Source organism: Serinicoccus shuyuelongi (assembly GCF_045032955.1).
GTDB lineage: Bacteria > Actinomycetota > Actinomycetes > Actinomycetales > Dermatophilaceae > Ornithinicoccus.
In genome coordinates, this window is record NZ_JBJFZU010000015.1 from 39,926 (window position 1) to 65,581 (window position 25,656).

The following is a 25,656-nucleotide window of genomic DNA, read 5'->3' on the forward strand; positions in this document are numbered from 1 at the left end:
CGGTCGTAGGATGGAACACATGGGGTATGAGGAGTCTTCCCGCGCGACCGGAACCAGCCGCCGCGGGTCGCGCCGGGAGAGACGACGGGAACGACGTCCGCTGCGCATGCTGGTGGTCGGTATCGGCGTGCTCGCGCTGGTGGGGGTGATCGCGCTCGGCGGGTATGCCTTCTACCTGCAGCGCACGGTCGAGAACAACCTCGAGCGGGAGGACCTCAACGCCACCCAGGACTCGGTGGTCACCATCTCGCCCGACACCTTCGGCGGCACCCAGCCCGGTGACGACGACTCCACCGACGACGACATCGACGACTCCGGCCTGGAGGGCGACGGCGACATCGACGAGGACGCGCCGCCGATCGTCGGCGAGGACGGGCAGCCGATCGAGGTCACCCAGAGCGAGTTCTCGGCGACCACCCCGGCCCGCCCCGAGAGCAGCGGTGAGGCGATGAACTTCCTCATCGTCGGCACCGACAGCCGGGACCTGTCCCAGGAGCGCGGCCGCTCCGACGTCATCGTGCTGATGCACATCAGCGACGAGCGGGACCGGGTCGACCTGATCCACTTCCCGCGCGACCTGTTCGTCCCGATCCCCGGCACCGGCGGCTCCTCCAAGATCAACGCGGCCTATTCCTACGGCGGCGCCCCGCTGCTGGTGCAGACGCTGCAGCCGCTGATCGACGTGCCGATCGACCACGTGGTCCTGGTCAACTTCGAGAGCTTCCGCGCGATGACCGACGCGGTCGGCGGGGTGGACGTCCAGGTGGCCGAGGCCTCCCCCGGCTTCCCGCAGGGCGTCATGCACATGGACGGTGACACCGGGCTGGAGTTCGTCCGGGAGCGGTATGCCCTGTCCCAGGGGGACATCTCCCGCGGGCAGCGTCAGCAGGCGTTCATCAAGGGCCTCATGCAGAAGGCGCTGAGCTCGGAGACGCTGACCAACCCGGCGCGGGTGGCGCGCTTCGTGGACGCCGCGACCACCAACCTCACCGTGGACGCCGACCTCGAGGTGAGCCGGATGCGCGACCTCGGGTTCGCCATGCGCAGCGTGCGCGGCGACGACATCCACTTCGAGACGGCGCCGTGGACGGGGATCTCCGACCACCCGGTGGCGGGCTCGATCGTGCTGCTGGCCGACGACCAGATGGACAGCCTGTCCACCCACCTGCGCGAGGACACGATGGAGTCCTACGTCGACGAGGTCTCCCCCCGGCAGGGCTTCGGCGGCTGAGCCCGGCGCATACCATGGGGGCGTGCCCATCGAGATCGACCCCACCATGCACCCCGACTGCGCCCCCCTGGCCTGGATGATCGGATCCTGGGCCGGCGCCGGCGTCGTCGGCTACCCCTCCATCGAGTCCCGGAACTTCGGGCAGGAGGTCGAGGTGACCCACGACGGGCGCCCCTTCCTGATGTGGACCTCCCGCAGCTGGCTGCTCGATGAGCAGGGCAACCAGGAGAGCCCGTCGGCGGTCGAGACCGGCTTCTGGCGCCCCCAGCCGGGTGGTGAGGTCGAGCTGCTGCTCGCGCACCCCACCGGCATCGTCGAGCTGTACTACGGCAGCACCGAGCCGGCCCGGGCGGAGGTCCGCACCGACGGGGTCATCCGCAGCCCGCACGCCAAGGAGTACGGCGCCGCGCACCGGATGTACGGCTACGTCAACGGCAACATGATGTGGGTGATGGACATGGCCGCCACCGGCCACGAGATGACCTCGCACGTCTCCGCCGAGCTCCGGCGCGTCTGAGGGCAGCCTCAGCCGGTGAGCGACATCGGCAGGAAGACCATCCCCACCAGGTAGGGCACCACGCCTACGATCAGCACCGATGACACCCCCACCACCAGGCGGGGCCGGGCGTGGCTCACCGTCGGCAGCCCGCCCAGCACCGCGCGCAGGGCCTGGCTGAGCGCCGCGGCCGCCACCCCCACCAGCAGCCAGGTCGTCGGACTGCCGTGCAGCCACACCCCGACCGCGACCCCCGCCGCGCCGCCGCCGGCCATCGCCAGCGCCACCAGCCACGGCCGCAGCGCGCGCCACCGGCCCAGCAGGTCGGTGAACGCGGAGGCCGCCGCCCCGGCCAGGGCACCCAGCAGCAGGGCGATCCCCTCGGCCGTGTGGCTGCCCGGCAGCATCAGCACCCCTGAGCCCACCATGGTCAGGCCGAGCACCACCGAGCTGACCGACTGCACCACCCGCGGACGGCCGTCACGGCGCAGGATCTGGTGGACGAAGGCGGCGATCATCGCCAGGGCCAGTGCAGCGGGCACCCACCCGAGCCAGGGCTCCTCCTCCTGCACGGCGACGGCGCCGACCAGCACCAGGCCACCGACCAGGACGACGGTGAGCGTCCCGCGCGGCGAGGGCAGCCCGAAGGTCCCCGCCCAGCCCCAGGCCACCACCACGGCGCAGGCCGCCAGCCCGACCGCCAGCATCAGCGGCCCGGAGACCGCCGCCACCGCCAGGATGACGGTGACCACGCCCACCACCGCCGCCAGCGGCACGGAGGCGCGCGAGATGTGGTCCTGGACCCGCTCCACCTCGCCCGTCTGCACCATCCCCCCATCTTGCCGCACGCCCTGCGTCGCACCGCTGACCCGTCCGACTCCTATCCTGGGACCGTGGCCGACCTGGTCCTCCTCACCCCGCGCCCCGCCGACGACACGTCGGCGGGCCTCGTGCTGCCCGGGATCACCCTGCTGCCGCACCGGGTCTCGGTGACCGGGATGGACGTGGGGGCCCTGGTCACCCGCCCCGAGCCGGACCTGGTGCTGGTGGACGCCACCACCGACCTGGTGCAGGCCCGGGGGGTGCTGCGTTCGCTGGCCGCGATGGACCTCGGCGCGCCGGTGATCGCGGTGGTCGGTGACGGTGCCCTGGCCGTCGTGGACGACCAGTGGCCGATGGACGACGTGGTCCTGCACAGCGCCGGGCCCGCCGAGCTGGCGGCCCGGGTGCGGCTGGCCCTGGCCCGCGGGGCCCGCGCCGCCGGGCCCGGGTCGCCCCCGTCCCGGAACGGCGACGGGGACGAGCCGGAGGCGATCCGGATCGCGGACGTCGTCGTCGACGAGGCCAGCTGGACGGTCCGGGCCGGGGGACGCGCCCTGGACCTCACCTTCAAGGAGTTCGAGCTGCTGCGCTACCTGGTCCAGCACCCGGGCCGGGTGGTGACCCGGGACATCCTCCTGCAGCAGGTCTGGGGCGGCGACTACTACGGCGGCACCCGCACCGTGGACGTGCACATCCGGCGGCTGCGGGCCAAGCTCGGCCCGGAGCGGGAGTCGCTGATCGGCACCATCCGCGGGGTGGGGTACCGCTTCGCCGGGGCACGCGCCACCGAGCACTGATCCCGCGTGCCAGACTGACCCCCATGCCTGGACAGAGTCCCCTCATCGAGGAACTGCCCGCCCTTCCCGGTCACCTCTCCGGTGACGTGCTCGCGCTCGCGATCCGCGCCGCCTCGCACGACGGGGTCAAGCCGCTCTCGGAGCAGACGGTGCTGCAGGCCCGTCGGCTCCCGGAGTCCGACGGGAGCCACGACGCGGGGGCGCACCTGGTGGTCCGCCTCGACGGCGAGCTCGCCGGCTACGGGCACGTCGACCTCAGCGACCCGGACCACCCCTCGGCCGAGCTGGTGATCGACCCCGACCACCGGCGCCGGGGCGTGGGCGGGGTGCTGCTCGACCACGTGCTGGAGCGCTGGCCCTCCGCCCGGCTGTGGAGCCACGGCGACCTGCCCGACGCGCGGCGGCTGTACGCCTCGCGCGGCCTGAGCGTGGTGCGCGAGCTGTGGCAGATGACCCGCCCGCTGGCCGGCGAGTGGTCCGACCTGCCCGAGCAGGTCGACCTGCCGGAGGGTATGTCGGTGCGCGCCTTCCACGTCGGCCAGGACGAGGAGCCGTGGCTGGCGGTCAACGCCCGGGCCTTCGCCGCCCACGCCGAGCAGGGACGGATGTCGATGACGGACCTGCGGGACCGGCAGGACGAGCCGTGGTTCGACCCGCAGGGCTTCCTGGTGATCGTGGACGAGAACGACCGGGACCCGGACGGCATACCCCGCCTCGCGGCCTTCCACTGGACCAAGGTGGAGCCGGACCAGCCGCACGTCGGCGAGGTCTACGTGGTCGGGGTCGACCCGGACTACCAGGGCAGGGGTCTCGGCACCGCGGCGACGCTGCTGGGGCTGCACCACCTACGGGCGGTGGGGGTCGACGAGGCGACGCTCTACGTGGACGGTGACAACGCGCCCGCGATCGCCACCTACCACCGGCTCGGTTTCGAGCGGTCGGCGATCGACGTGATGCACGCGGCGGGCGACAGCCGGTCATGAGCACGACCCCGGTGCCGGCGGTCCGGGCCGGCGGGGTGGTGCCGGTGCGGGTGCGGGAGGGGGCGCTGCAGGTGGCCCTGGTGCACCGGCCGCGCTACGACGACTGGTCCTGGCCCAAGGGCAAGCTGGAGCGGGGCGAGGACTACCCCGTCGCCGCGGTCCGCGAGACCCTCGAGGAGACCGGTCTGCGGGTGCGCCTCGGCCAGCCGCTGCCGACGGCCCGCTACCAGCTCAGCAACGGCGCCGACAAGCTGGTGCGCTACTGGGCCGGGGAGGTCCTCGGCGGCGACGGCGAGCTGGAGCACGAGGTGGACGACGTCGTCTGGCTCTCGCCGACCCTGGCCCGGCAGCGGCTCAGCTATCCGCGCGACCGCCAGCAGCTGGACGCGGTGACCGCCGCCCGGGAGGCGGGCACCCTGCTCACCTGGTCCTTCCTCGTGGTGCGGCACGCGCACGCCCTGCCGCGCGGCGACTGGAAGGGGCCCGACCCCCGCCGTCCGCTCAGCACCTCCGGGCGACGCCGGGCCCGGGGCCGGCTGGCCTCGCTGCTGGGCGCATACGCCCCCGACCTGGTGCTCAGCAGCCCCTCCGCGCGCTGCGCCGACTCGGTGGCCCCGTTCGTCGAGGCGCAGGGTCCGGGGGTGCGGCTGGTCACCAAGAAGGGGCTGTCCGAGGAGGGTTTCGAGGCGGCGCCCGACAAGCTCGACAAGCACCTGGACCGGGTGCTGCAGCAGGCGGAGCCGGTGGCGGTCTGCACGCACGGGCCGCTGCTGCCCCGTCTCATCGGGACCCTGCTGGACCGGGTGGACCCGGCGCTGGACCCGGGCGACCGGCGGATGCTGGCCCGGCTGACCAGCACCCAGATGGACAAGGGGGAGCTGCTGGTCTGCACGATGAGCGGGGCGGGCGAGCAGGCCCAGGTGGTCGCCGTGGAACGGCACCGGCCGGGCTGAGAGAGGCCCGCAGAGCACGGGTCCGCGCAGCAGGGCGGGATCGAGGGGGTGCTGTGCGGTGCGTGCCGGGCCGGGAGCGCCTCACGGCGCATGGCCGCTCGAAGCGGCGTGTGTTGGAGCCCGGGGCTGCCGCGGCCCGGCACGCACTGCGGTACAACCGTACGCCCGTCCCTGGTGTTCCCCGAAATCCGCGGACCGTCTGTTCTCGACCGTTCGTCCTCGTGCCATGGCAGAAGAACCAGGGGGTCGACGACGCACGGTCAGTGCAGGTCGCCCCGGCGCCACAGGCCGGCGCAAGCGGTCAGGTCGTCGGCGGTGTCGCGCAGCCGGGCGGCCCGGGTGACCTGCTCGCGGGGGATGTCCTCGCCGGCCGGGTCGGCGAGCCCGACCGCCATCACGTGGCAGAAGGCGCTGGCGCGTTCCAGCGCGATCGCCAGGTCACCGTTGAAGACGCCGCGCAGGATCTGGTCGGTGAGGCGGCGCAGCGACTCCGGGTCCGGCGGCTCCGCGACCCCGGCGATCGCGCGGTAGACCTCCGCGTGCCCGGCACCGGTCTCGAACTGCCGGCCGACCTCTTCGGGCTGGCGCAGCACCCACTCGTGCAGCAGGTAGAGCCGCCACAGCGCCCCGGGCAGGCTGCGGGCGGGCCGGTCGGACCACAGCTGGGCCACCGTCGCCAGGCCGACCTCCTCGACCAGGCCGACGAGCTTGGCGGCGAGCCGGCCGTCGTCCGCGGCCTCCCGGCCCCGGGCCACGACCATCTCGGCGGTCCGGTGCGCCGCCTCGGCCACCTCCAGCGGGTCGACCTCGTCGGCGGCGCCCTCCAGCGCCTCCGGCGGGCGCAGCGTCGGGCGGTGGAAACGCCGCCGGGGCTGCTCCTCACTCATCGAGCCGGGCTCCCCTCACCCACGTCGGCGACGAGGACGACGACGCTGTCCGGGCCTAGCCTGGCCGTGCCGCTCGTCTGCCGTCCCCCGGCCTCGATGCGCACCTGGCCGTAGGAGGCGAGCACCTCCCCCTCCGGCATCGGCAGCGCGAAACCGTCCGCCGGGTCCGGTCCGCCCCCGAGGCGGGCCAGCAGGGCCACCCCCGGCCGGGTCACCGCGAGCACCTCGCCGCCGGTCCCGTCCGGGCCGCGCAGCACGTCGGCGGCACCGTCCCGGCGCTGCACCGGGGTGTCCCGCCGCCAGCGGAGCAGGTCGCGGTAGAACGCGAGCATCCCGGCGTGCCCGGACCTGCCGGGCTCGGTCCAGTCCAGCGTGGAAGCGGCCACGGTGCCGGCGTCCTGCGGGTCGGGCACCGTCCCGCCCCAGCCGTGCGCGGCGAACTCGGCCTGCCGACCCTGGCGGATCGACTCGGCCAGCCACTCCTCCTCGTGGTCGGTGAAGTACTGCCACGGCGTGGAGGCACCCCATTCCTCCCCCATGAAGAGCATCGGCGTCCACGCGGCGGTGAGCAGCAGCGCGGCGCCGATGGCGTGCCGGCCGGGGCTGATGCCGTGGTGGATGCGGTCACCGGTCGCCCGGTTGCCCACCTGGTCGTGGGTCTGCAGCGACGCGACGTAGCGCCACGGCGGGGTCACCTCGAGGTCCACCGCCCGGCCGTGCACCCGGCCCCGGAAGGTGGAGTACGTCCCGTCGTGGAAGAAGGGGCTGTGCCCGAGCACGGTGGTCGCCGCACGCGGGTCGGCGAAGTCGGCGTAGTAGCCCTGGTCCTCACCGGTGAGCAGCACGTGCAGGGCGTGGTGCACGTCGTCGGCCCACTGCCCGTGCAGGCCGAGCCCACCGGCGCCGCCCCGGGCCCGGGCGGTCACGGTCGCCGGGTCGTTGCGGTCGGACTCGGCCACCAGCGACCGGGGTATGCCGGTCCGCGCCGCGATCTCGTCGGCGAGCGCCGCCATCTCCTCCAGCAGGTGGGTGGCCCGCTCATCGTGCAGCTCGTGCACCGCGTCCAGCCGCAGGCCGTCGAGGTGGTAGTCCTCCAGCCACATCGCGACGTTGTCCAGCAGGTAGGAGCGGACCTCGTCGCTGCCCGGCCCGTCCAGGTTGACCGCCTCGCCCCAGGGGGTGTGGTGGCGGTCGGTGAAGTAGGGCCCGACCTGGCCGAGGTAGTTGCCGCTGGGGCCCAGGTGGTTGTGCACGACGTCCAGCCAGACGGCCAGCCCGTGCCCGTGGGCGGCGTCCACGAACCGGGCGAAGGCCTCCGGCCCGCCGTAGGGCTCGTGCACGGCGTACGGCGCCACCCCGTCGTAGCCCCAGCCGTGCGCACCGGGGAAGGCGGCCACCGGCATCACCTCGACCACGGTGACCCCGAGGTCGGCAAGGTGGGCCAGCCGCTGCACCGCGGCGTCGAAGGTGCCCTCGGTGGTGAAGGTCCCGACGTGCAGCTCGTAGACGGCCGCCCGCTCCATCGGCACCCCCTGCCACGGGCCGGCGTCCGGGCCGGCGTCCCGCCAGCCGAAGGCCCCGGTGTCGACGAGTCGGCTGGGCGCGTGCACCCCGTCCGGCTGGTGCCGGGACCGGGGATCGGGCAGCGCGGTGCCGCCGTCCAGGGAGAAGGCATACCGGCCGTCGTGCGGGGCGGGGTCGGCCGCGGCCTCCCACCAGCCGCCGGTGGTGGCGGTCATCGGCACCCGCTCGGCCCGCTGCGGGTCGGCACCGAGCAGCAGGTCGACCGCGGTGGCGGCGGGCGCCCAGAGGCTGAAGGTGTGGCTCATCGCGGTCCCTCCCGCAGGTCGGTGGCGCGGACCAGCAGGGCGGCCGGTCCCTGGGCGAAGACCTCGGCGGCGAGCACCCCGTCCTCGCCGACCCGGTGCTCGGCCCCGGTCAGGGCGTCCACCCACGCGTCGGGCGGCAGCGGGACGCGGGTGTCGCCGAGACCGCCCTGCTCGCCGAGTGCCCGCGGGGCCCGCAGGGTGAGCGTGGCGGCGACCCCGCCGCGCAGGAAGCCGAGCACGAAGGGCCCTGCCTCGACCGGGCGGTAGTCGGCGCCCGGACCGTAGGCCTGCGGCAGCCAGGCCCGCAGCCGGAGCACCCGGGAGGTGACCCAGAGCACCTCGTCGGAGAGGTCACCGGTCCAGCCGGTGGCGTCCAACCGCTGCAGCCGGGCGACCCTCTCGTCGTAGTCGACCGGGCGCCGGTTGTCCGGGTCCACCAGGGACAGGTCGACCAGCCCGGCGCCCTGGTAGGTGTCGGGCACCCCGGGCAGGGTCAGCTGCAGGATCTTCTGGGCCAGGGTGAGGGTGCGGATGGTCAGCGTGTTGTCGCGCACCGCGTCCGCGATCGCCGCGGAGGTGTCGCTGCCGGGGTCGAGCATCTCGGTGGCCAGCGCCAGCACCGCACTCTCGTAGTCCTCGTCCGGGTCGGTCCAGGTGGAGTACTGCTTGGCCTCCCGCACCGCCTTGGTCAGGTATGCCTCCAGCCGCTCGGTGTCGACGCGTCCGGCACCGACCAGCGTCTGCCAGATGAGGTGCGCGGTGGGGCCGTCGACACGGTGCCGGCGAGCGGCCTCCTGCGCCACCTCGGAGATATCCGTCCACGCCTGCTCGTCGCCGGAGACCGCGAGGATCCGGGCCCGCACGTCCTCGCTGCGCTTGGTGTCGTGGGTGGACAGGGTGGTCATCCCCAGCGGCCAGTGCTCCGCCTGGTGGCGGGCCCAGGCGTGCAGCGTCGCCACCCCGGCCTCCGCCTCCAGCCCGGCGGCCGGGTCGGCGCCGACCTCGTTGAGCGCCACCAGCCGGTGCCACCGGTAGAAGGCGGTGTCCTCGATGCCCTTGGCCATCACCGGTCCGGTGGTCTGCTGGAAGCGGACGCACAGGTCGATGGCGGCGGCCGGGTCGGTGGCGCAGCCCTGCGGGTCGAGCAGCACCCCGGCGAGCGCCTCCAGCTCGAGGCGCAGGTCCTCCCGACCGGCGAGGGCCCGCTCCAGCCCGGTCCGCAGCGGCACGAGCAGCGCCTCGTCCTGCTCGGTCGGCGGCGCCCCCGGGCGGACGTAGGCGCGGTAGACGTGCACCGAGACGAGCAGCTCCACCAGCGCCTGCTCGAGGCGGTCGGTGTCCAGGTGCGGGAGGGCCTGCCGGGCGCGCCGCATCAGCCGGGCCACCTCGGGGCGCAGCAGCGCCGCGACCGCGAGCCGCTTGCAGCGCTCCACCTCGGTGGCCAGCTCCCGCTCGCCGCCGGTCGCCTGCCAGGCGTGGCTGACCGCGCGGGTGCTCGTCGGGTCGACCAGGGCCGCCAGCAGGGCGGCGTTCGCGTCATAGCCGGTCGTCCCGGCGCAGGCCCAGTCGGGCAGGCGCTCGTCGCCCTCGAGGATCTTCTCCACCCAGATCGGGGTCCCGGGCCGGACCGCGTCGGTGAGCTGCTGCAGGTAGCCGGCCGGGTCGGCGAGGCCGTCCGGGTGGTCGATCCGGAACCCGTCGACGACGCCGTGGTGGTGCAGGTCCAGGAGCAGCTCGTGGGTGGCCGCGAAGACGTCGGCCTCCTCGACGCGGACCCCGATCAGCCCGTCCACCTCGAAGAAGCGGCGGTAGTTCAGCACGTCGGCCGAGTCCCGCCAGGACGCCAGCCGCCAGTGCTGGGCCTCCAGCAGCGCGGCCAGCCCGTTGCCGTCGGCCATCGTCTCGGTGCCCCGGGCCAGCGGCAGCACGTGCTCGTAGTAGCGCACCACCGGCTGCCCGGCGGCCGGGCCCTCGTCCTCCCGGCCCACGTCCACGGTGATCTGGCCGTCGGCCAGCACGGTCTCCAGGTCGTCGCCGAGGACCGGCAGCCCGAACCGGCCGCCCAGGTGGTCCCAGTCGACGTCGAACCAGTGCGCCCGGGCGGCGGTCGGGCCGTCCCGCAGCACCTCCCACAACGGTGCGTTGCGCCACAGCGGCGCCACCAGCGCCATGTGGTTCGGCACCACGTCCACCACCACGCCGATGCCCTGCTCGTGGCAGGCCGAGGCGAAGGCCTCGAGCCCGGCGCGGCCACCGATCTCGGGGTTGACCCGGGTGTGGTCCAGCACGTCGTAGCCGTGCTCGGAGCCGGGTACGGCGGTCAGCACCGGGGACAGGTAGGCGTGGCTCACCCCCAGCGCGTGCAGGTAGGGCACCACCTCGGCGGCGTCGGCGCAGGTGAACCCTGCGTGCAGCTGCAGGCGGTAGGTCGCGGTCAGGGGCAGGTTCTCGGCACCAGTCATGTCGCCACCAGTCTCTCACCGAAGACCGCACCCCCTCGCGTCGGACGGCCGTCGGGAGGTCGTCGCACGACGTGCGGAGGTATGCCCCGATCGCCTCACCTTCTGCGGCGTCCGGCGGGCTGCGCGCACCATCGCAGCACCACCGCGGCGAATCGGTGATCGCGGTGGACCGAACGTAAACTCGACCGGGTGTCCCCCTCCCCCCGACCCGACCTGCGCGAGGCCGCCCGCGACCGCATCCTGGTGCTCGACGGCGGCTACGGCTCGATGCTGCAGCAGGTCACCCTCACCGAGGAGGACTTCCACGGCGAGGGCCCCGGGTGGGAGACGCTGACCGGCACCGACCTCAAGGGCAACTTCGACCTGCTGGGGCTGACCCGGCCGGACGTCATCGGGCAGGTGCACCGCTCCTACCTGCTGGCCGGGGCGGACATCCTCACCACCAACAGCTTCTCCTCGACCACCGTCGCGCAGGCCGACTACGGCTGCGAGCACCTGGTGCACGACATCAACGTGGCCGCCGCCCGGGTGGCCCGCGAGGTCGCCGACGAGGTCGAGGCCGAGACCGGCCTGCCCCGCTGGGTGGCGGGCACGCTCGGCCCGACCAACCGCACCGCGTCGCTGTCCCCGGACGTGGAGCGCCCCGAGGTCCGGGCCATCACCTACGACCAGCTGCGCGCGGCGTATGCCGAGCAGGCCGCCGCGCTGCTGGAGGGCGGCGCCGACCTGCTCATGGTCGAGACCGTCTTCGACACCCTCAACGCCAAGGCCGCCCTGCACGCCATCGCCGACGTGCTCGCCGGGCGCGGCGCGCAGGGGCACACCGCGGTGCCGGTGATGCTCTCCGGCACCATCACCGACGCCTCCGGACGCACCCTGTCCGGGCAGACGCCGGAGGCCTTCGCGATCTCCACCGAGCACATGGACCTGGTCTCGGTCGGTCTCAACTGCGCGCTCGGCGCCGAGGCCATGCGCCCGTACCTGCGGGACCTGGGCCGGGCCAGCACGGCGCTGTCCTCGGTGCACCCCAACGCCGGCCTGCCCAACGCCTTCGGCGGCTACGACGACACCCCCGAGGAGATGGCCGAGGTCCTCGGCGAGATGGCCCGGGAGGGGCTCATCAACATCGTCGGCGGCTGCTGCGGCACCACCCCGGAGCACATCTCCGCCATCGCGGAGGCGGTGCAGGGGGTGGCGCCGCGTGAGCCGGGCGAGGCGAGCCCATACCTGCGGACCTCCGGCCTGGAGGCGTTCACGATCACCCCGGAGGTGAACTTCGTCAACGTCGGCGAGCGCACCAACGTCACCGGCAGCCCCAAGTTCTCCCGGCACGTCACCGAGGGCGACTGGGACGCCGCCGTCGCGGTCGCCCGGCAGCAGGTGGAGGCCGGTGCCCAGATCATCGACGTCAACGTCGACGAGGGCATGCTGGACGGCCCTCAGACGATGACCCACTTCCTCAACCTGCTCGCCGGGGAGCCGGACGTGGCCCGGGTGCCGGTGATGATCGACTCCTCCCGGTGGGAGGTGCTCGAGGCCGGGCTGCGCTGCATCCAGGGCAAGGGCGTGGTGAACAGCATCTCGCTCAAGGACGGCGAGGCCGAGTTCCTGCGCCGGGCCGGGGTGGTCCGCCGCTACGGCGCCGCGGTGGTGGTGATGGCCTTCGACGAGACCGGCCAGGCGGACACCTACCAGCGCCGGATCGAGGTGTGCCGGCGCGCCTACGACCTGCTGACCACGTCGAGCGAGGCGCTGCCCGACCCGTTCCCCGCCAGCGACGTCATCTTCGACCCCAACGTGCTCACGGTGGCGACCGGGATGAGCGAGCACGACCGGTACGCGCTCGACTTCATCGAGGCCACCCGGTGGATCAAGGCGAACCTGCCCGGGGCCCTGGTCTCCGGCGGCATCTCCAACGTCTCCTTCTCCTTCCGCGGCAACAACGCGGTCCGGGAGGCGATGCACGCCGTCTTCCTGTTCCACGCCATCGAGGCGGGGCTGGACATGGGGATCGTCAACGCCGGGATGCTCGGGGTGTACGCCGAGATCGACGCCGAGCTGCGGGAGGCCGTCGAGGACGTGGTGCTGGCCCGCCGCGACGACGCCACCGAGCGGCTGATCGAGCTGGCCGAGCGGGTCAAGGGCGGCGCCGGCGAGGGCGCCTCCGGGCAGGCCCGCCGGGAGAGCGCCGCGGCGAAGCTGGCCTGGCGCGACGAACCGGTCGCCGAACGCCTGCGGCACGCGCTGGTGCACGGCATCGACACCTACGCGGTGGAGGACGCCGAGGAGGCCTACGTCGAGCTCGGGTCGCCGCTGGCGGTGATCGAGGGACCGCTGATGGCCGGGATGGACGTGGTCGGCGACCTCTTCGGCGCCGGCAAGATGTTCCTGCCGCAGGTGGTGAAGTCGGCCCGTGTGATGAAGAAGGCGGTCGGTCAGCTGACCCCCTACCTGGAGGCCGCGGCCGCCGAGACCGGGGGCCGCAGCAAGGGGCGCGTCGTGATGGCCACCGTCAAGGGCGACGTGCACGACATCGGCAAGAACATCGTCGGGGTCGTCCTGGGCTGCAACGGCTACGACGTCACCGACCTGGGGGTGATGGTGCCGGCCGAGAAGATCCTGGCCGCCGCCGCCGAGCTGGGCGCCGACGTCATCGGCGTCTCCGGGCTGATCACCCCCAGCCTGGACGAGATGGTCTCGCTCGCCACCGAGATGCAGCGCCGGGGCCTGGACACCCCGCTGCTCATCGGCGGTGCCACCACCTCCGCCGCGCACACCGCGGTCAAGATCGACCCCTCCTACGAGGGCACCGTGGTGCACGTCGTGGACGCCAGCCGGGCGGTCGGCGTGGTCGCCGACGCGATCAACCACGAGGAGCGGCTGGCGGCCCGGATCACCGGCACCTACGACGAGCTGCGGGAGCGGCACTCGCGCAAGGACGTGCCGCTGGTGCCGCTGGAGCGGGTCCGCGCCCAGGGCCGCGGCGTCGACGAACCGGTCGCCGTCCGCCCCCGCGAGCTGGGCACCCAGGTGCTCTCCCCCGCCCTCGAGCAGCTGGTGGAGGTCATCGACTGGACCCCGTTCTTCTCCGCGTGGGAGCTGCGCGGTTCCTACCCGAAGATCCTCGACGACCCGCGGGTCGGCGAGCAGGCCCGGGTGACGTGGGAGGACGGCCAGCGCTGGCTGGAGCAGATCGTGGAGCAGCGGCTCTTCACCCCCCGCGGGGTGGTCGGGCTGTGGCCGGCGCACCGCAGCGAGGGCGGCGACGACATCGTGCTCGACACCTCGCTGGACGGGACGCAGGGGTCGGAGCCGGTCGTCCTGCACACCCTCCGGCAGCAGCGGGAGCGCCGGGCCGCGGGTGGGTATGCCGCGCTCGCGGACTTCGTCGCCCCCGCCGGTGACCACGTCGGTGCGTTCGCGGTGTCCATCCACGGCGCCGACACCCTGGCCGCCCGGCTGCGGGACGAGGAGCAGGACGACTACTCCGCGATCATGGTGCAGGTCATCGCCGACCGGCTGGCCGAGGCCTTCGCGGAGTGGGCCCACCGCGAGGTCCGGACCCGGATCTGGGGGTACGCCCCGGAGGAGGACCTGCCGGTGGACGAGCTGATCAAGGAACGCTACGACGGGATCCGCCCGGCCCCCGGCTACCCGGCGCAGCCCGACCACACCGAGAAGTTCACCCTGTGGTCGCTGCTGGACGCCGAGGAGAGCGCCGGGATGACCCTCACCGAGCACGGGGCGATGAGCCCCAACAGCGCGGTCTCCGGGCTGTTCCTGGCCCACCCCGAGTCCCGCTACTTCGCCGTCGGCAAGATCGGTGAGGACCAGGTCGAGGACTACGCCGGACGCAAGGGCTGGGACCTGGAGACGGCCCGCCGCTGGCTGGGACCGATGCTGCACTGACACCTCTGCAGATGCACCGGACATGGTCTCGACACGGGTGTCGATTCCCCTGGTGAGCACATAACGGATGTGTCACGATGTGCCGGTGGCGGTCTTCGGGGACCGTCTGTGAAGTCGTGCGCTGTTACGGTCGAATGACGTTCTCATCTACGACCTGGGAGTCCCGTGGCCTCCATCACAGCTGAAAACATCTACAAGATCTTCGGACGACGCCCCCGTCGCGGGGTGGACGCGCTCGAGAAGGGCGCGACGCGACAGGACCTGCGGTCGCAGGGTCTGACCCCCGCCGTCATCGACGCCTCCTTCGAGGTGAAGCCCGGGGAGATCTTCGTGGTCATGGGCCTGTCCGGCTCAGGCAAGTCCACGTTGATCCGCATGGTGAACGGCCTGCTCGAGCCGACCAGCGGCACCGTCTCCATCGACGGCGACAACATCACCCAGCTCTCCGGCGAGAAGCTGCGCACCGTGCGCCGCAAGAAGGTGAGCATGGTGTTCCAGCATTTCGCGCTGCTGCCGCACCGGACGGTCGGCGAGAATGCCGCCTATGCGCTCGAGGTGAGCGGGGTGAACCGTTCCGAGCGCACCCAGCAGGCAGAGAAGGCCCTGGACATGGTGGGCCTGGGCGGCTGGGGCGCCTCGATGCCCGACGAGCTCTCCGGCGGTATGCGCCAGCGCGTCGGCCTGGCCCGGGCGCTGGCCTCCGGCACCGACATCATGCTGATGGACGAGGCGTTCAGCGCGCTGGACCCGCTGATCCGTCGCGACATGCAGGACCAGCTCATCGAGCTGCAGCAGGAGCTGGACAAGACGATCCTGTTCATCACGCACGACCTGAACGAGGCGATGCGCCTCGGGGACCGGATCGCGATGATGCGGGACGGGCGGATCGAGCAGATCGGCTCCGCCGAGCAGATCCTCAACGACCCGGCCAACAACTACGTCGCCGAGTTCGTGCAGGACGTGGACCGCACCCGGGTCCTCACCGCCGCCAACGTGATGGAGCCCCCGGTCGCCGTGCTCGGCACCGAGCAGGGCCCGCAGACGGCGCACAAGCTGATGCGTGAGCACCAGACCTCGACGCTGCCGGTCCTCACCCGGGACCGCAAGCTGCACGGCCTGGTGCACGAGGACGACATCGCCGGCGCCATCCGCTCGGGGACGACCACACTGCCCGTGGTCCCGGCCTCCGAGGTCGGCGTGGTCTCCAGCGGGGACGTGCTCGCAGGTCTCTTCGGGCTGGCGACGCACCACCCGCTGCTGGTCGTCACCGACGAGCGGGACCGGGTCGTCGGGGTCATCCCGAGAGTGACCCTGCTGGCCGCCCTGGACAACGACCCGCACAGCCACGGCGCCGGCCCTGACCACGCCCACGACGAGACGACCGGAGGTGTCGCATGAACGACAACGACTCGATCATCCCCCGGATCCCGGTCGGTGAGTGGGGCAACACCGCGATCGTCTGGTTCGCCAATACCTTCGAGTGGTTGCTCGACCTGATCTCGCTCATCCTCGAGTGGTCGGTCACCACCCTGATCGACGGCCTCCTGTTCGTCCCCGCCCTCGTCCTGATCCCGGTGTTCGCCCTGATCGGGTGGCTGCTGCGGTCCTGGCAGCTGGCGATCGGGACGGTGGTCAGCTTCCTGCTGGTGGTCGCCATGGACACCTGGGTCCCCGCCATGCAGACCCTTGCCCTGGTGCTGATCGCGACCCTGGTGGCGGTGCTGATCGCGGTGCCCATCGGGATCCTGGCGGCCCGGAACAGCTCGGTCAGCGCCGTGGTCAAGCCGGTGCTGGACTTCATGCAGACCATGCCGGCGTTCGTCTACCTGCTGCCGGCGGTCCTCTTCTTCTCCATCGGCCTGGTGCCCGGGCTGTTCGCCACGGTCATCTTCGCCCTGCCGCCCGGGGTCCGGCTCACCGAGCTCGGCATCCGGGGCGTCGACGCGGAGACCGTCGAGGCCGGCCAGGCCTTCGGCGCCACGCCGCGCCAGATCCTGCGCGGGATCCAGCTGCCGCTGGCGACGCCGACCATCATGGCCGGCGTCAACCAGGTCATCATGCTGGCGCTGTCGATGGCGGTCATCGCCGGCATCGCCGGTGCCGACGGTCTCGGCAAGGAGGTCGTCCAGTCGATCGCCACGCTCAACCGCCCGCAGGGCATCGAGGCCGGCCTGGCGGTGGTCATCATCGCGATCTACCTGGACCGCGTGACCGCGGCCCTGGGTCGCCCGGGTGACTACCAGCACTCGCTGCGCGGCCAGCTGCGCCGCCGACAGGCGAGCACCCGGGCCGACGAGGCGAAGGCGTCCTCGGAGGCGCCCGCCGACTCCACCGCGTGAACCACAGACCTGACCATGACACGAAAGGAAGCAGCACATGACACTGCGACGCAACCGTAGGACGACCACCCTCGCACTCACGCTGGCAGCCGGCCTGACGCTGGCCGCGTGCGGCGACGACACCGGAGACACCGACTCCGGCTCCGGCGGTGAGGGCGACGCCGGTGGCGCCTCCGGCACCATCACCCTGGGCTTCATCCCCTCCTGGACCGACGGCCTGAGCACCGCCTACCTGCTGGAGGACCAGCTGGAGAAGCAGGGCTACGACGTCGAGATGACCGAGCTCACCGAGGCGGCGCTGCTCTACACCGGCCTCGCCGAGGGCGACGTCGACATGTACCCCTCCGCCTGGCCGGAGGTCACCCACGCCTCCTACATGGACGAGTACGGCGACCAGATCGAGGACCTGGGCACCTACTACGACAACGCCAAGCTCACCTTCGCTGTCCCGAGCTACACGGAGATCGACTCGATCGCCGACCTCGAGGGCAACGCCGACATGTTCGACGGCCGGATCGTCGGCATCGAGCCCGGCGCCGGTCTGACCGCGGCGACCCAGGACTCGGTCATGCCCGGCTACAACCTGGAGGGCGACTACGAGCTGGTCACCTCCTCGACCGCGGCGATGCTCACCGAGCTGGAGAGCGCGATCGACAGCCAGGAGGACATCGTCGTCACGCTGTGGACCCCGTTCTGGGCCAACAGCGCCTTCGACGTCAAGACCCTCGAGGACCCGGAGGGGGCGCTCGGCGAGGCCGAGGGCCTGCACTTCCTGGGCACCGAAGGCTTCGCCGAGGAGTTCCCGGAGGCGGCCGAGCTCATCGCCGGCATCCAGCTGGACGACGAGGCCTACGGCTCGCTCGAGGACATGGTCGTCAACGAGTACGAGGAGGGCGAGGAGGCCGACGCCATCGACGCGTGGATCGAGGCCAACCCCGAGGCCTTCGACACGCTGATCGTCGACGAGGGCTGACCCCGACCCCTCATCGGTGCACGATTCGACGGCCCTGCGGTGCTCGCACCGCAGGGCCGTCGGCGTCCCCGGCGATTTCCCGATGCGCTGGCGCGGCTGGAAGACTTGCCGACCGTGTCCCCCACCTCCACCACCTCCCGCATCTCCGTCGAGCTGGTCCCGCGCAGCGTGGAGTCGGTGCGCGCCGAGACCGCGCAGGTCGCCGAGCTGCTGGCCGGGGTGGACACCATCAACATCCCGGACCTGCTGAAGTTCGAGCTGCGCAGCTGGCAGGCGACCGACGTGGCCCGCGAGGCCGCCACCCGGGGGGACGGGACGGCATACCGGACGGTGCCGCACCTGCGCGCCGCGGACGTGGACCCCGAGGCCCCGCTGCCGATGGCGGAGGCGGCCCGACGGGCCGGTGAGGTGCTGGTGGTCTCCGGCGACGACGCCGACTACTTCGCCTCCTCCACCTACCCGGTGGACGCGGTGGACGTGATCCGCCGGATCCGTGCCGAGCTCCCCGAGGTCACCGTCTACGCCGGCCTCGACCCCTACCGGCAGGCGATGACCGCCGAGATGCGCTACCTGGACCGCAAGCTCGCGGCCGGCGCCAGCGGCATCTTCACCCAGCCGTTCTTCGACACCCACCTGATGTCCGCCTGGGCCTCGGTGCTGCCCGCGGGGATGCAGGTGTGGTGGGGCGCCACCTCCGTCACCACCACCGGCGCGATGGGCTACTGGCGCCGCCGCAACCGGGTGGTCTTCCCCTCCTCCTTCGACGCGTCCATGCCCTGGCAGCGCGACCTCGCGCGCCGGATCGTGGACTTCGCCCGTGAGCGCGGCGACAATGCCTACCTGATGCCGGTGCGCGCCCCGCTGCCGGACTACCTCGGAGGAATCCTGTGAGCAGCTACCCCGGCCCGACCCTCGTCCTCGCCCAGCAGGTCGGTGTCCCGGCCGCCGAGGTCTGGGCGGCCTGGACCCGGACCGACCGGCTGGCGACCTGGTGGTGGGCCGGTCTGCCGGACACCACCCACGCCGTGGACCCGCAGGTCGGCGGCTCGTTCCGGGTCGCCTCCGCGCAGGCGGACCTGGGCGCGGACGCGCGTTTCGTAGAGCTGGTCGAGCAGCGGCGGCTGGTGCTGGACTGGCGCTGGGAGACCGGCGCCGGGCAGGAGGCCGACGACCGCGTCACGGTGGAGCTGCGCGAGCACGCGCACGGGACGCTGGTGATCCTGACCCACGAGATCGCCGACGCCGGCGCCGACACCTCCATGCGGGACGGCTGGACCGGGGCGCTGACCAGCCTGGTGGCCACCCTGGAGGGTCAGGGCTAGGTCCGGCCCAGCCCCGTCGACCCGCTGCGCCTCGGGGCGTCAGAGCCGCCGGAAGGCCGTCGCCAGCAGCACCGGCTCGCCGACGGCGTCGCTGGCGTCCAGGTCGCACTCGGCCTCGACGACCCAGTCCAGGTCGCCCTCGGGGTCGGTCACGGTCTGGCTGACCCGCCATACCCGGGCCGCCTGCCCGTCCGCGATCCCGGCCTGCGAGGGGTCCGCCACCGGCTCGATCCGCAGCCGCAGCGGCCCGCGGGCGTCCGCGTCCAGGACCACCTGGTCGTGGTCGTCGTAGTAGGCACCGACCGCCCGGTCCCAGTCCTCCCGGGTCATCAGCGCCTCGATCGCCGGCTCGGGCAGCGTCGCGACCTGCGCCTCCAGGTCGCCCAGAGACTCCCAGGCGTCGTCGGCCACCAGCTCCACCCGGCGCCACATGGCGTTGCGGACCATCACCCGGAAGGCGCGCTCGTTGCCGGTGATCGGGCGGGCCGGGGGTGGCGGCGCCCCGGTCGCGGCCTGCGCGGCCGCCTGCGCCACCTTGTCCGGGTCGGTCAGCGCCTCCCACTCCTCCAGCAGCGAGGAGTCGGTCTGCCGGATGGTCTCCCCCAGCCAGTGCACCAGGTCGTGGAGCTGCTCGGTGTATGCCGTCTCCGGCACCGTCTGGCGCAGCGTCCGGTAGGCGTCGGTGAGGTAGCGCAGGACGACGCCCTCGGACCGGGCGAGCTGGTAGTAGCTGACGAACTCGGTGAAGCTCATCGCCCGTTCCCACATGTCCCGGACGATGGCCTTCGGGGAGAGGGCGTCCTCACGGACCCACGGGTTCGTCTGGCGGTACATCGTCAGGGTGCCCTCGAGGAGCTCGGCCAGCGGCTGCGGCCAGGTGATCTCCTCCAGGGCCTCCATCCGCTGGTCGTACTCCACGCCGTCCGCCTTCATCCGGGCGACGGCCTCCCCCCGGGCCTGGTAGCGCTGGGCCATCAGCACCGGCATCGGGTCGTCGAGGACGGACTCGACGACGGAGACGACGTCCAGGGCGTAGGTGGGTGCCTCGGCGTCGAAGAGGTCGAGGGCGGCCAGCGCGAACGGCGCCAGGGCCTGGTTGAGGGCGAAGTTCTCGGCGACGCCGGGGGCCAGGTCCACGCTGCGGTGCGGGCTGGCGCTGCCGTCCCGGGGGGCGCCGTCCGCGGGCTGCCGGCGGACCAGCACCCCGGTGTCCAGCAGCGAGCGTCCCAGGCTGACCGCGTGCCGCGCCAGCCGGGCCTGCGCGGCCGGGGTCTCGTGGTTGTCCCGCAGCAGCGAGGACAGGTTGGCCACCGGGTCCCCCTGGCGGGCGACCGTGTTGAGGATGACCGAGTGGTCCACCTTCATCTTGGACTGCAGCGACTCCGGGTCGGCGGCGACGAGCTTGGCGTAGGTCTGCTCGGTCCAGGAGACGAAGCCCTCCGGGGGCTTGCGCTTCTGGACCTTCTTCTGCTTCTTCGGGTCGTCCCCCGCCTTGGCCAGCGACCGGGCGTTCTCGACGGTGTGCTCCGGCGCCTGGACGACGACATACCCCTCGGTGTCGAACCCGGCCCGCCCCGCCCGGCCGGCGATCTGGTGGAACTCGCGGGCCCGCAGGATCCGCTGCCGGGAGCCGTCGTACTTGGCGAGCGCGGTGAAGAGGACGGTGCGGATCGGCACGTTGATGCCGACCCCGAGGGTGTCGGTGCCGCAGATCACCTTGAGCAGCCCGTCCTGGGCCAGCTGCTCGACCAGCCGGCGGTAGCGCGGCAGCATCCCCGCGTGGTGCACGCCGATCCCGTGCCGGACCAGCTGGGAGAGGGTGCGGCCGAAGCCGGCGGTGAACCGGAAGGCGCCGATCCGGGTCCGGATGGCCTCCTTCTCGGCGGCGTCCACCAGCGGGACCGAGAGCAGCGACTGGGCGCGTTCCAGGGCGTCCCGCTGGGTGAAGTGGACGATGTAGACCGGGGCCTGCCGGTCCTCGAGCAGCGTCTGGATGGTCTCGGTGAGGGGCGTCATCGCCATCGACTCGCCGAAGTGCAGGGGCACGGGGCGCTGGGCGCCGGAGACCAGCGCGGTCTCCCGCCCGGTCCGGCGGGCCAGGTCCTCCTCGAAGCGGGAGGTGTCGCCGAGGGTGGCCGACATCAGCACGAACTGCGCCTGCGGCAGGGTGAGCAGCGGCACCTGCCAGGCCCACCCCCGCTGGCCGTCGCCGTAGTAGTGGAACTCGTCCATCACGACCACCCCGATGTCTGCCCCCCGGCCCTCGCGCAGCGCGATGTTGGCGAGCACCTCGGCGGTGCAGACGACGATCGGGGCGTCGGTGTTGACGGCGGCGTCACCGGTGAGCATGCCGACGTTCTCGGCGCCGAAGGTGCGGCAGGCGTCGAAGAACTTCTCGCTGACCAGGGCCTTGATCGGAGCGGTGAGGAAGGCCACCTCGTCCCGGGCCAGGGCCAGGAAGCAGGCCGCGGTGGCCACCAGCGACTTGCCGCTGCCGGTGGGGGTGGCCAGCACGACGTTGCTGCCCTCCAGGAGGTGCAGCAGCGCCTCCTCCTGGTGCGGGTACAGGGTGGTGCCACGCTCGGCGGCCCACGTCGTGAAGATCTCGAACAGGGCGTCCGCGTCGGGCACGCCCCCCGTGGTGGTCGGGAGCGCGGCGGTGAGGGTCTCGGGTGGCATCACCCACCATTGTGGGTGATGGCGCCCGGGAGCGGGGAACGCGGACGCGGTCCGCTCCGGCCGGTCCAGCCCAGGCAGGTCCAGCCCTGGCAGGTCCGGGGCGACGACAGGCACGGGCGTCGGGCAGAGTGGGGGGATGCTCAGCGTCGACCTCGCCCGCCGGCTGCACGCGGCCGGTCTCATCTGGTCCCCGTTGGCGGGTGACCGCTTCGTGGTGGACCGCGACGCCCTGACCCACGACGTCTTCTACCTGGCCGACATGACGGTCGAGGTCCACGAGTTCGTCGGCGGTTCGGTGATCGGCTTCAACGGGGTCTCCGAGTGGGCGTTGGACTCGGTGGCGCTGGACGACACGGTGTGGCTGCCGCGCGAGGACCAGCTGCGTGCGGTGCTGGGGCACGACTTCGTAGGGCTGGGCAAGCAGGGTGAGGGGTATGCCGTCGTCGCACTGGTCGAGGGGCGTCCCAGCACCTTCGCGCATCAGGACGCCGAGGAGGCCTACGGGCTGGCGACGCTCGAGGTGCTGGCGCACCGGCACTGAGCCTCGCGCGCGGTCAGCGGCGCACGGTGATCTGCGGCGCGTAGAGCTCCATCGCCGCCAGCGCCCGCTCGTGCGCCTCATCTCCCGACCCCGCGCACGCGGCGGCGACGACCTCGACGGTGCATCCCGCGTCCGCGGCCGCGAGGGCCGTCGACAGCACGCAGCAGTCGGTGGCGACGCCGGCCAGCATCAGGTGGGCGTCGGCGTGCACGATGTCGCGCAGCCGCTCCCCCCACTTGCCGAAGGTCGGCTCGGTGATCGTGTAGGGCAGCCGCAGCTCGGCGATCTCCTCGACCATGTCGAAGAGCGGGTCGTGCTGCTCCCGGTCGGCGAACGGGAACTGCTCGAAGTAGGGGATCCAGGACCCGTGCTTGGCGTGCGGCGGGACCCACCGGGTCTGCACGACCCGGTCACCGTGCTCGGCGACCAGGTCCCGGATCGGGGCGAGCGTCTCCGCGAAGCGCGGGGCATACCACTGCGACGCCGGGTCGGCGAAGATCCGTTGCGCGTCGATCACGACCAGCCAAGGGGCGAGGGTCATACCTGCTGCTCCTGTCGCCTCTCACCCCGACGACCGACGGTGGGCGCCCCCTCCTCCTGGCGGCGGACGATGCTGCGGCCCAGGGTGATCCACCCGACGAAGCCGATCGCCAGCGAGATCAGCACCCCGAGGTTGGCCCACGCCCAGGTGCCCTCCTTGCCGCCCAGGCCGAGCGGCCCGAGCAGGTAGCCCTGCCAGTTGTTCCAGGAGGCGGCGTCGGCGAAGAGGTTGATCACGAGCCCCCAGCCGACGACCGAGGCGAGCGCCATGATGCCGATCGCCGTCCAGTTCCAGTCGCCGTAGCGGCCGGTCGGGTCGAAGAGGGCACGCTCGTCGTAGTCCTTGCGGCGCAGCGCCACATCGGCCATCAGGATCCCGGCCCACGCGGCGATCGGGACGCCGAGGGTGATCAGGAAGCTCTGGAACGGGCCGAGGAAGCTCTGCGCGAAGAAGACCACCCAGATCGTGCCCAGGGTGAGGATGGCGCCGTCGATCAGGGCGGCCATCGGGCGGGGGATGTCGATGCCCAGCGAGAGCAGCGTCAGGCCCGAGGAGTAGATGCCGAGCACGGCGCCGCTGACCAGGGCCAGCACCGCCGCCAGCAGGAAGGGCACCAGGAACCAGATCGGAAGGATCGTCGCGAGCGTCCCGATCGGATCGTTGACGATGCCCTCCTCCAGCTCGGGCTGGGATCCGATGAGCAGCAGTCCGTAGATCACCAGCAGCGTCGGTGCCAGCGCACCGCCCAGGGTGTTCCAGAAGGCGATGGCCGAGCCCGAGGCGTCACGGCGCTGGTAGCGGGACCAGTCCGCCGCGATGTTGATCCAGCCGAGGCCGAAGCCGGTCATCAGCAGCACCAGCGCCCCGATCACCGACTCGATGGAACCGTGCTCTCGGGAGGTGACCGCGGCCAGGTCGATGCGGTCCATCGTCATCGCGATGTAGCCGAGGGTGGCGGCGCCGGTGAGCCAGGTCAGCACCGACTGCATACGGATGATGGTGTGGTAGCCGGCGACCGAGGCGAGCACGATGAGGGTGGCGATCACGGCGCAGGCCAGGACCATCGTCGTCATCCCGCCGCCCCAGCCGAGCTGGGTGAAGACGGTGGCCGTGGCGAGCACCGCCATGATCGCCAGGAAGGTCTCCCAGCCCATGGAGATCAGCCAGGAGAAGACGCCCGGCACCTTCTGACCGTTCACCCCGAAGGCTGCGCGGGACAGCACCATCGTGGGGGCGGACCCCCGTTTGCCGGCGATCGCGATGATGCCGCAGGCCAGGAACGAGGCGACGACGCCGAGCACGGTGACGAGCAGCGCCTGGGTGAAGCTGATCCCGAAGCCGAAGACATAGCTCGCGTAGCTGATGCCGAAGACCGACACGTTCGCCGCGAACCACGGCCAGAACAGGTCGGAGGGGCGGGCGGTGCGTTCACCCTCGTCGATGATGTCGATCCCGTTGGTCTCGACCAGGCGGCGTTCGTTCTCGCTGAGCCGCGTGGTGGCGGTGCTCTCGCTCATGGGGCGAACTCTCCCACAGGTATGCCGGTGCGCGGGAGGGCCCGCTCAGCCGTCCCCGCCCTGCGCACAGGCCCCGCAGGTGCCGGAGAGGGCGGAGTGGCCCAGGTCCATCTCGAAGTCCCGGCCGTGCAGGTGGTCGCGCACCGCGGAGAGCTGCTCGGCGGGGATGTCGATGACGGTCCCGCAGGAGCGGCAGGCGGCGTGCCCGTGGGTGACCCCGGTGACCTGCGGCGCCAGGTGGTAGCGCACCGGGGCGTGGTCGGAGTGGACGTGCTCGAGGAGCCCGAGCCGGCACAGGTGCTGCAGGGTGCGGTAGGTGGTGGCCAGGTGGGCGCCCCCGTCCTGCTGGACCGCGGTATGCACCTGCTCGGCGTCCGGGTGCCCGCCCAGGGTGATGACGGCGCGCAGCACCCGCTCCCGCGGGGCGGTCACCCGCTCCCCCTGCCCGCGCATCAGCGTCAGCGAGCGGTCGAGGAGCGAGGTGGCGTCCATCTCGACATTCTCCCCTACGTGCCCCGGGACGGGCGATACGGTGGGGAGATGACGGGGACGCCGCACGAGCACGACGACGGACGCGAGGAGAGCAGGCCCCCGCTGCCGGGGCCGGTCGACGAGGCGCGGCCGCCGATGACGATCATCGGTGGGCCGGCAGCCGAGGACACGCCGCAGTGGCAGCCGACGGGTTCAGCGGCGCAGACGTCCCCGGGACGCCCTGCCTCCGGCTCTTCGACGCCGCCCAGGACGGATGGCGGACCGAGCACGATCTCCGGGGTCTTCAGCAACATCAAGCGGACCGGTCGGTGGGAGTGCCCGGCGAAGATCTCCCTGGTCGGCGCATGCTCCGACGCGGTCCTCGACTTCCGGGAGGCGGTCATCACCTCCCCCGAGGTGGAGCTCTCGGTGTACGACGTCCTCAACAGCTGCAAGGTCATCGTCCCGCCGGGGGTCGGCGTCGACATGGCCGGGGGGATGTCCATCATGAGCAGCGAGAAGTCCCAGGCGGACAGCGTCGTGGCCGAGGGCGCGTTCAGGCTGCGGATCCTGAGGTACGGCTTCTGCAGCGACATCAAGGTCATCACCCTCGCGGTCGGCGAGAGTGAGCCGAAGTGGTGGAAGCGCTCCGGCTGAGGCCACGTCTGCACGATCGTCTCACGAACCCGGATAGAACACTTGTACTATTCTTGATCGCCCTGTACGCTTGCCGTAGAACACCAGTTCTAGTCAGCGAGTTGTTGGGGGGTGAATGGCGTGGGTGCGGTAGCGGTGCAGGAGTCGGGGTCGGCGGAGTCGGGTGCGTTGGCGGTGCTGGGGGTGTTGGGGGCTGCGCGGGCGGGGATGGAGGCGCGGGTGATCGAGGCGACGCGGGTGGTGGTCG

At 72.5% G+C, this 25,656-nt stretch carries 21 protein-coding genes; 13 read left to right on the top strand and 8 right to left on the bottom strand.

What is annotated here, in order from left to right; all coding sequences use genetic code 11:
• The first annotated feature begins 19 nt into the window (after positions 1-19).
• A complete protein-coding gene (locus ACI3EY_RS15840) occupies positions 20-1,231 on the top strand; it encodes an LCP family protein (RefSeq protein ID WP_405036224.1) in 1,212 nt (403 codons plus the stop codon).
• Between the two features lie 22 nt (positions 1,232-1,253).
• Entirely contained in the window at positions 1,254-1,748 is a 495-nt protein-coding gene (locus ACI3EY_RS15845) for a heme-binding beta-barrel domain-containing protein (RefSeq protein WP_405036223.1), read from the top strand.
• A gap of 8 nt (positions 1,749-1,756) precedes the next feature.
• Here ACI3EY_RS15845 and ACI3EY_RS15850 read toward each other — a convergent pair whose 3' ends face one another.
• Positions 1,757-2,557, bottom strand: a complete 801-nt coding sequence (locus ACI3EY_RS15850) for a hypothetical protein (RefSeq protein ID WP_405036222.1) — start codon at positions 2,555-2,557, stop codon at positions 1,757-1,759.
• A gap of 63 nt (positions 2,558-2,620) precedes the next feature.
• Between ACI3EY_RS15850 and ACI3EY_RS15855 the strand changes: the two genes are divergently transcribed.
• The 3 genes from ACI3EY_RS15855 to ACI3EY_RS15865 are packed head-to-tail and all read left to right on the top strand — an operon-like array spanning position 2,621 to position 5,282.
• Positions 2,621-3,346, top strand: a complete 726-nt coding sequence (locus ACI3EY_RS15855) for a winged helix-turn-helix transcriptional regulator (RefSeq protein ID WP_405036221.1) — start codon at positions 2,621-2,623, stop codon at positions 3,344-3,346.
• Between the two features lie 23 nt (positions 3,347-3,369).
• Positions 3,370-4,329 (top strand): mycothiol synthase, encoded by a 960-nt coding sequence (gene mshD / locus ACI3EY_RS15860; RefSeq protein WP_405041065.1) that lies wholly within the window; start codon positions 3,370-3,372, stop codon positions 4,327-4,329.
• Positions 4,326-5,282, top strand: a complete 957-nt coding sequence (locus ACI3EY_RS15865; RefSeq protein ID WP_405041066.1) for an NUDIX hydrolase — start codon at positions 4,326-4,328, stop codon at positions 5,280-5,282. The genes mshD and ACI3EY_RS15865 overlap by 4 nt, the downstream gene beginning before the upstream one ends.
• A gap of 260 nt (positions 5,283-5,542) precedes the next feature.
• Here the strand turns inward: ACI3EY_RS15865 and ACI3EY_RS15870 are convergent, their stop codons facing one another.
• From ACI3EY_RS15870 to treY, 3 genes are read right to left on the bottom strand one after another with little or no spacing between them, the layout of a single operon-like run.
• Positions 5,543-6,169: a hypothetical protein gene (locus ACI3EY_RS15870; protein ID WP_405036218.1), complete on the bottom strand. Its 627-nt coding sequence runs from the start codon at positions 6,167-6,169 to the stop codon at positions 5,543-5,545.
• A complete protein-coding gene (gene treZ, locus ACI3EY_RS15875) occupies positions 6,166-7,998 on the bottom strand; it encodes a malto-oligosyltrehalose trehalohydrolase (RefSeq protein ID WP_405041067.1) in 1,833 nt (610 codons plus the stop codon). Before treZ ends, ACI3EY_RS15870 begins: the two co-directional genes overlap by 4 nt.
• Positions 7,995-10,460 carry a malto-oligosyltrehalose synthase gene (gene treY, locus ACI3EY_RS15880; RefSeq protein ID WP_405041068.1) on the bottom strand — a complete coding sequence of 822 codons (2,466 nt, stop codon included), beginning with the start codon at positions 10,458-10,460 and terminating at the stop codon, positions 7,995-7,997. Before treY ends, treZ begins: the two co-directional genes overlap by 4 nt.
• 189 nt (positions 10,461-10,649) lie before the next feature.
• Between treY and metH the strand changes: the two genes are divergently transcribed.
• The 6 genes from metH to ACI3EY_RS15910 all read left to right on the top strand — a co-directional run bounded on the left by metH (position 10,650) and on the right by ACI3EY_RS15910 (position 19,003).
• Positions 10,650-14,369 carry a methionine synthase gene (metH, locus tag ACI3EY_RS15885; RefSeq protein ID WP_405041069.1) on the top strand — a complete coding sequence of 1,240 codons (3,720 nt, stop codon included), beginning with the start codon at positions 10,650-10,652 and terminating at the stop codon, positions 14,367-14,369.
• 165 nt (positions 14,370-14,534) lie between these two features.
• A complete protein-coding gene (locus tag ACI3EY_RS15890) occupies positions 14,535-15,767 on the top strand; it encodes a quaternary amine ABC transporter ATP-binding protein (protein ID WP_405036214.1) in 1,233 nt (410 codons plus the stop codon).
• Positions 15,764-16,708 carry an ABC transporter permease gene (locus tag ACI3EY_RS15895; protein WP_405036213.1) on the top strand — a complete coding sequence of 315 codons (945 nt, stop codon included), beginning with the start codon at positions 15,764-15,766 and terminating at the stop codon, positions 16,706-16,708. Before ACI3EY_RS15890 ends, ACI3EY_RS15895 begins: the two co-directional genes overlap by 4 nt.
• A gap of 37 nt (positions 16,709-16,745) precedes the next feature.
• The gene (locus ACI3EY_RS15900; RefSeq protein ID WP_405041070.1) at positions 16,746-17,681 is read left to right on the top strand and encodes a glycine betaine ABC transporter substrate-binding protein; all 936 of its coding nucleotides are present in this window, start codon (positions 16,746-16,748) and stop codon (positions 17,679-17,681) included.
• 114 nt (positions 17,682-17,795) lie between these two features.
• Positions 17,796-18,572, top strand: coding sequence for a methylenetetrahydrofolate reductase (locus ACI3EY_RS15905; RefSeq protein WP_405041071.1), 777 nt, complete (start codon positions 17,796-17,798; stop codon positions 18,570-18,572).
• The gene (locus ACI3EY_RS15910) at positions 18,569-19,003 is read left to right on the top strand and encodes an SRPBCC family protein (protein ID WP_405041072.1); all 435 of its coding nucleotides are present in this window, start codon (positions 18,569-18,571) and stop codon (positions 19,001-19,003) included. The genes ACI3EY_RS15905 and ACI3EY_RS15910 overlap by 4 nt, the downstream gene beginning before the upstream one ends.
• Before the next feature lie 39 nt (positions 19,004-19,042).
• Here ACI3EY_RS15910 and ACI3EY_RS15915 read toward each other — a convergent pair whose 3' ends face one another.
• Positions 19,043-21,682, bottom strand: coding sequence for a DEAD/DEAH box helicase (locus ACI3EY_RS15915; RefSeq protein WP_405041073.1), 2,640 nt, complete (start codon positions 21,680-21,682; stop codon positions 19,043-19,045).
• Between the two features lie 136 nt (positions 21,683-21,818).
• On the opposite strand from ACI3EY_RS15915, the gene ACI3EY_RS15920 reads away from it, so the two are divergent.
• Positions 21,819-22,223: a pilus assembly protein CpaE gene (locus ACI3EY_RS15920; protein ID WP_405036207.1), complete on the top strand. Its 405-nt coding sequence runs from the start codon at positions 21,819-21,821 to the stop codon at positions 22,221-22,223.
• 13 nt (positions 22,224-22,236) lie between these two features.
• Here the strand turns inward: ACI3EY_RS15920 and ACI3EY_RS15925 are convergent, their stop codons facing one another.
• The 3 genes from ACI3EY_RS15925 to ACI3EY_RS15935 are packed head-to-tail and all read right to left on the bottom strand — an operon-like array spanning position 22,237 to position 24,773.
• Positions 22,237-22,764, bottom strand: a complete 528-nt coding sequence (locus ACI3EY_RS15925; RefSeq protein ID WP_405041074.1) for a cysteine hydrolase family protein — start codon at positions 22,762-22,764, stop codon at positions 22,237-22,239.
• Positions 22,761-24,281 (bottom strand): purine-cytosine permease family protein, encoded by a 1,521-nt coding sequence (locus ACI3EY_RS15930; protein WP_405041075.1) that lies wholly within the window; start codon positions 24,279-24,281, stop codon positions 22,761-22,763. Before ACI3EY_RS15930 ends, ACI3EY_RS15925 begins: the two co-directional genes overlap by 4 nt.
• A 45-nt stretch (positions 24,282-24,326) precedes the next feature.
• The gene (locus ACI3EY_RS15935) at positions 24,327-24,773 is read right to left on the bottom strand and encodes a Fur family transcriptional regulator (protein ID WP_405036203.1); all 447 of its coding nucleotides are present in this window, start codon (positions 24,771-24,773) and stop codon (positions 24,327-24,329) included.
• A 48-nt stretch (positions 24,774-24,821) separates the two neighbouring features.
• Here ACI3EY_RS15935 and ACI3EY_RS15940 point away from each other — a divergent pair, with 48 nt between their 5' ends.
• Entirely contained in the window at positions 24,822-25,409 is a 588-nt protein-coding gene (locus tag ACI3EY_RS15940) for a hypothetical protein (protein WP_405041076.1), read from the top strand.
• Positions 25,410-25,656 lie beyond the last annotated feature (247 nt).

Bases quoted from the DNA above. Each gene is read 5' to 3' on its own strand.
- ACI3EY_RS15840 (WP_405036224.1), top strand. From the start codon at position 20: ATGGGGTATGAGGAGTCTTCCCGCGCGACCGGAACCAGCCGCCGCGGG.
- ACI3EY_RS15850 (WP_405036222.1), bottom strand. From the start codon at position 2,557: ATGGTGCAGACGGGCGAGGTGGAGCGGGTCCAGGACCACATCTCGCGC.
- mshD (WP_405041065.1), top strand. From the start codon at position 3,370: ATGCCTGGACAGAGTCCCCTCATCGAGGAACTGCCCGCCCTTCCCGGT.
- ACI3EY_RS15865 (WP_405041066.1), top strand. From the start codon at position 4,326: ATGAGCACGACCCCGGTGCCGGCGGTCCGGGCCGGCGGGGTGGTGCCG.
- ACI3EY_RS15870 (WP_405036218.1), bottom strand. From the start codon at position 6,169: ATGAGTGAGGAGCAGCCCCGGCGGCGTTTCCACCGCCCGACGCTGCGC.
- treZ (WP_405041067.1), bottom strand. From the start codon at position 7,998: ATGAGCCACACCTTCAGCCTCTGGGCGCCCGCCGCCACCGCGGTCGAC.
- treY (WP_405041068.1), bottom strand. From the start codon at position 10,460: ATGACTGGTGCCGAGAACCTGCCCCTGACCGCGACCTACCGCCTGCAG.
- ACI3EY_RS15895 (WP_405036213.1), top strand. From the start codon at position 15,764: ATGAACGACAACGACTCGATCATCCCCCGGATCCCGGTCGGTGAGTGG.
- ACI3EY_RS15900 (WP_405041070.1), top strand. From the start codon at position 16,746: ATGACACTGCGACGCAACCGTAGGACGACCACCCTCGCACTCACGCTG.
- ACI3EY_RS15915 (WP_405041073.1), bottom strand. From the start codon at position 21,682: ATGCCACCCGAGACCCTCACCGCCGCGCTCCCGACCACCACGGGGGGC.
- ACI3EY_RS15920 (WP_405036207.1), top strand. From the start codon at position 21,819: ATGCTCAGCGTCGACCTCGCCCGCCGGCTGCACGCGGCCGGTCTCATC.
- ACI3EY_RS15925 (WP_405041074.1), bottom strand. From the start codon at position 22,764: ATGACCCTCGCCCCTTGGCTGGTCGTGATCGACGCGCAACGGATCTTC.
- ACI3EY_RS15930 (WP_405041075.1), bottom strand. From the start codon at position 24,281: ATGAGCGAGAGCACCGCCACCACGCGGCTCAGCGAGAACGAACGCCGC.
- ACI3EY_RS15935 (WP_405036203.1), bottom strand. From the start codon at position 24,773: ATGGACGCCACCTCGCTCCTCGACCGCTCGCTGACGCTGATGCGCGGG.
- ACI3EY_RS15940 (WP_405041076.1), top strand. From the start codon at position 24,822: ATGACGGGGACGCCGCACGAGCACGACGACGGACGCGAGGAGAGCAGG.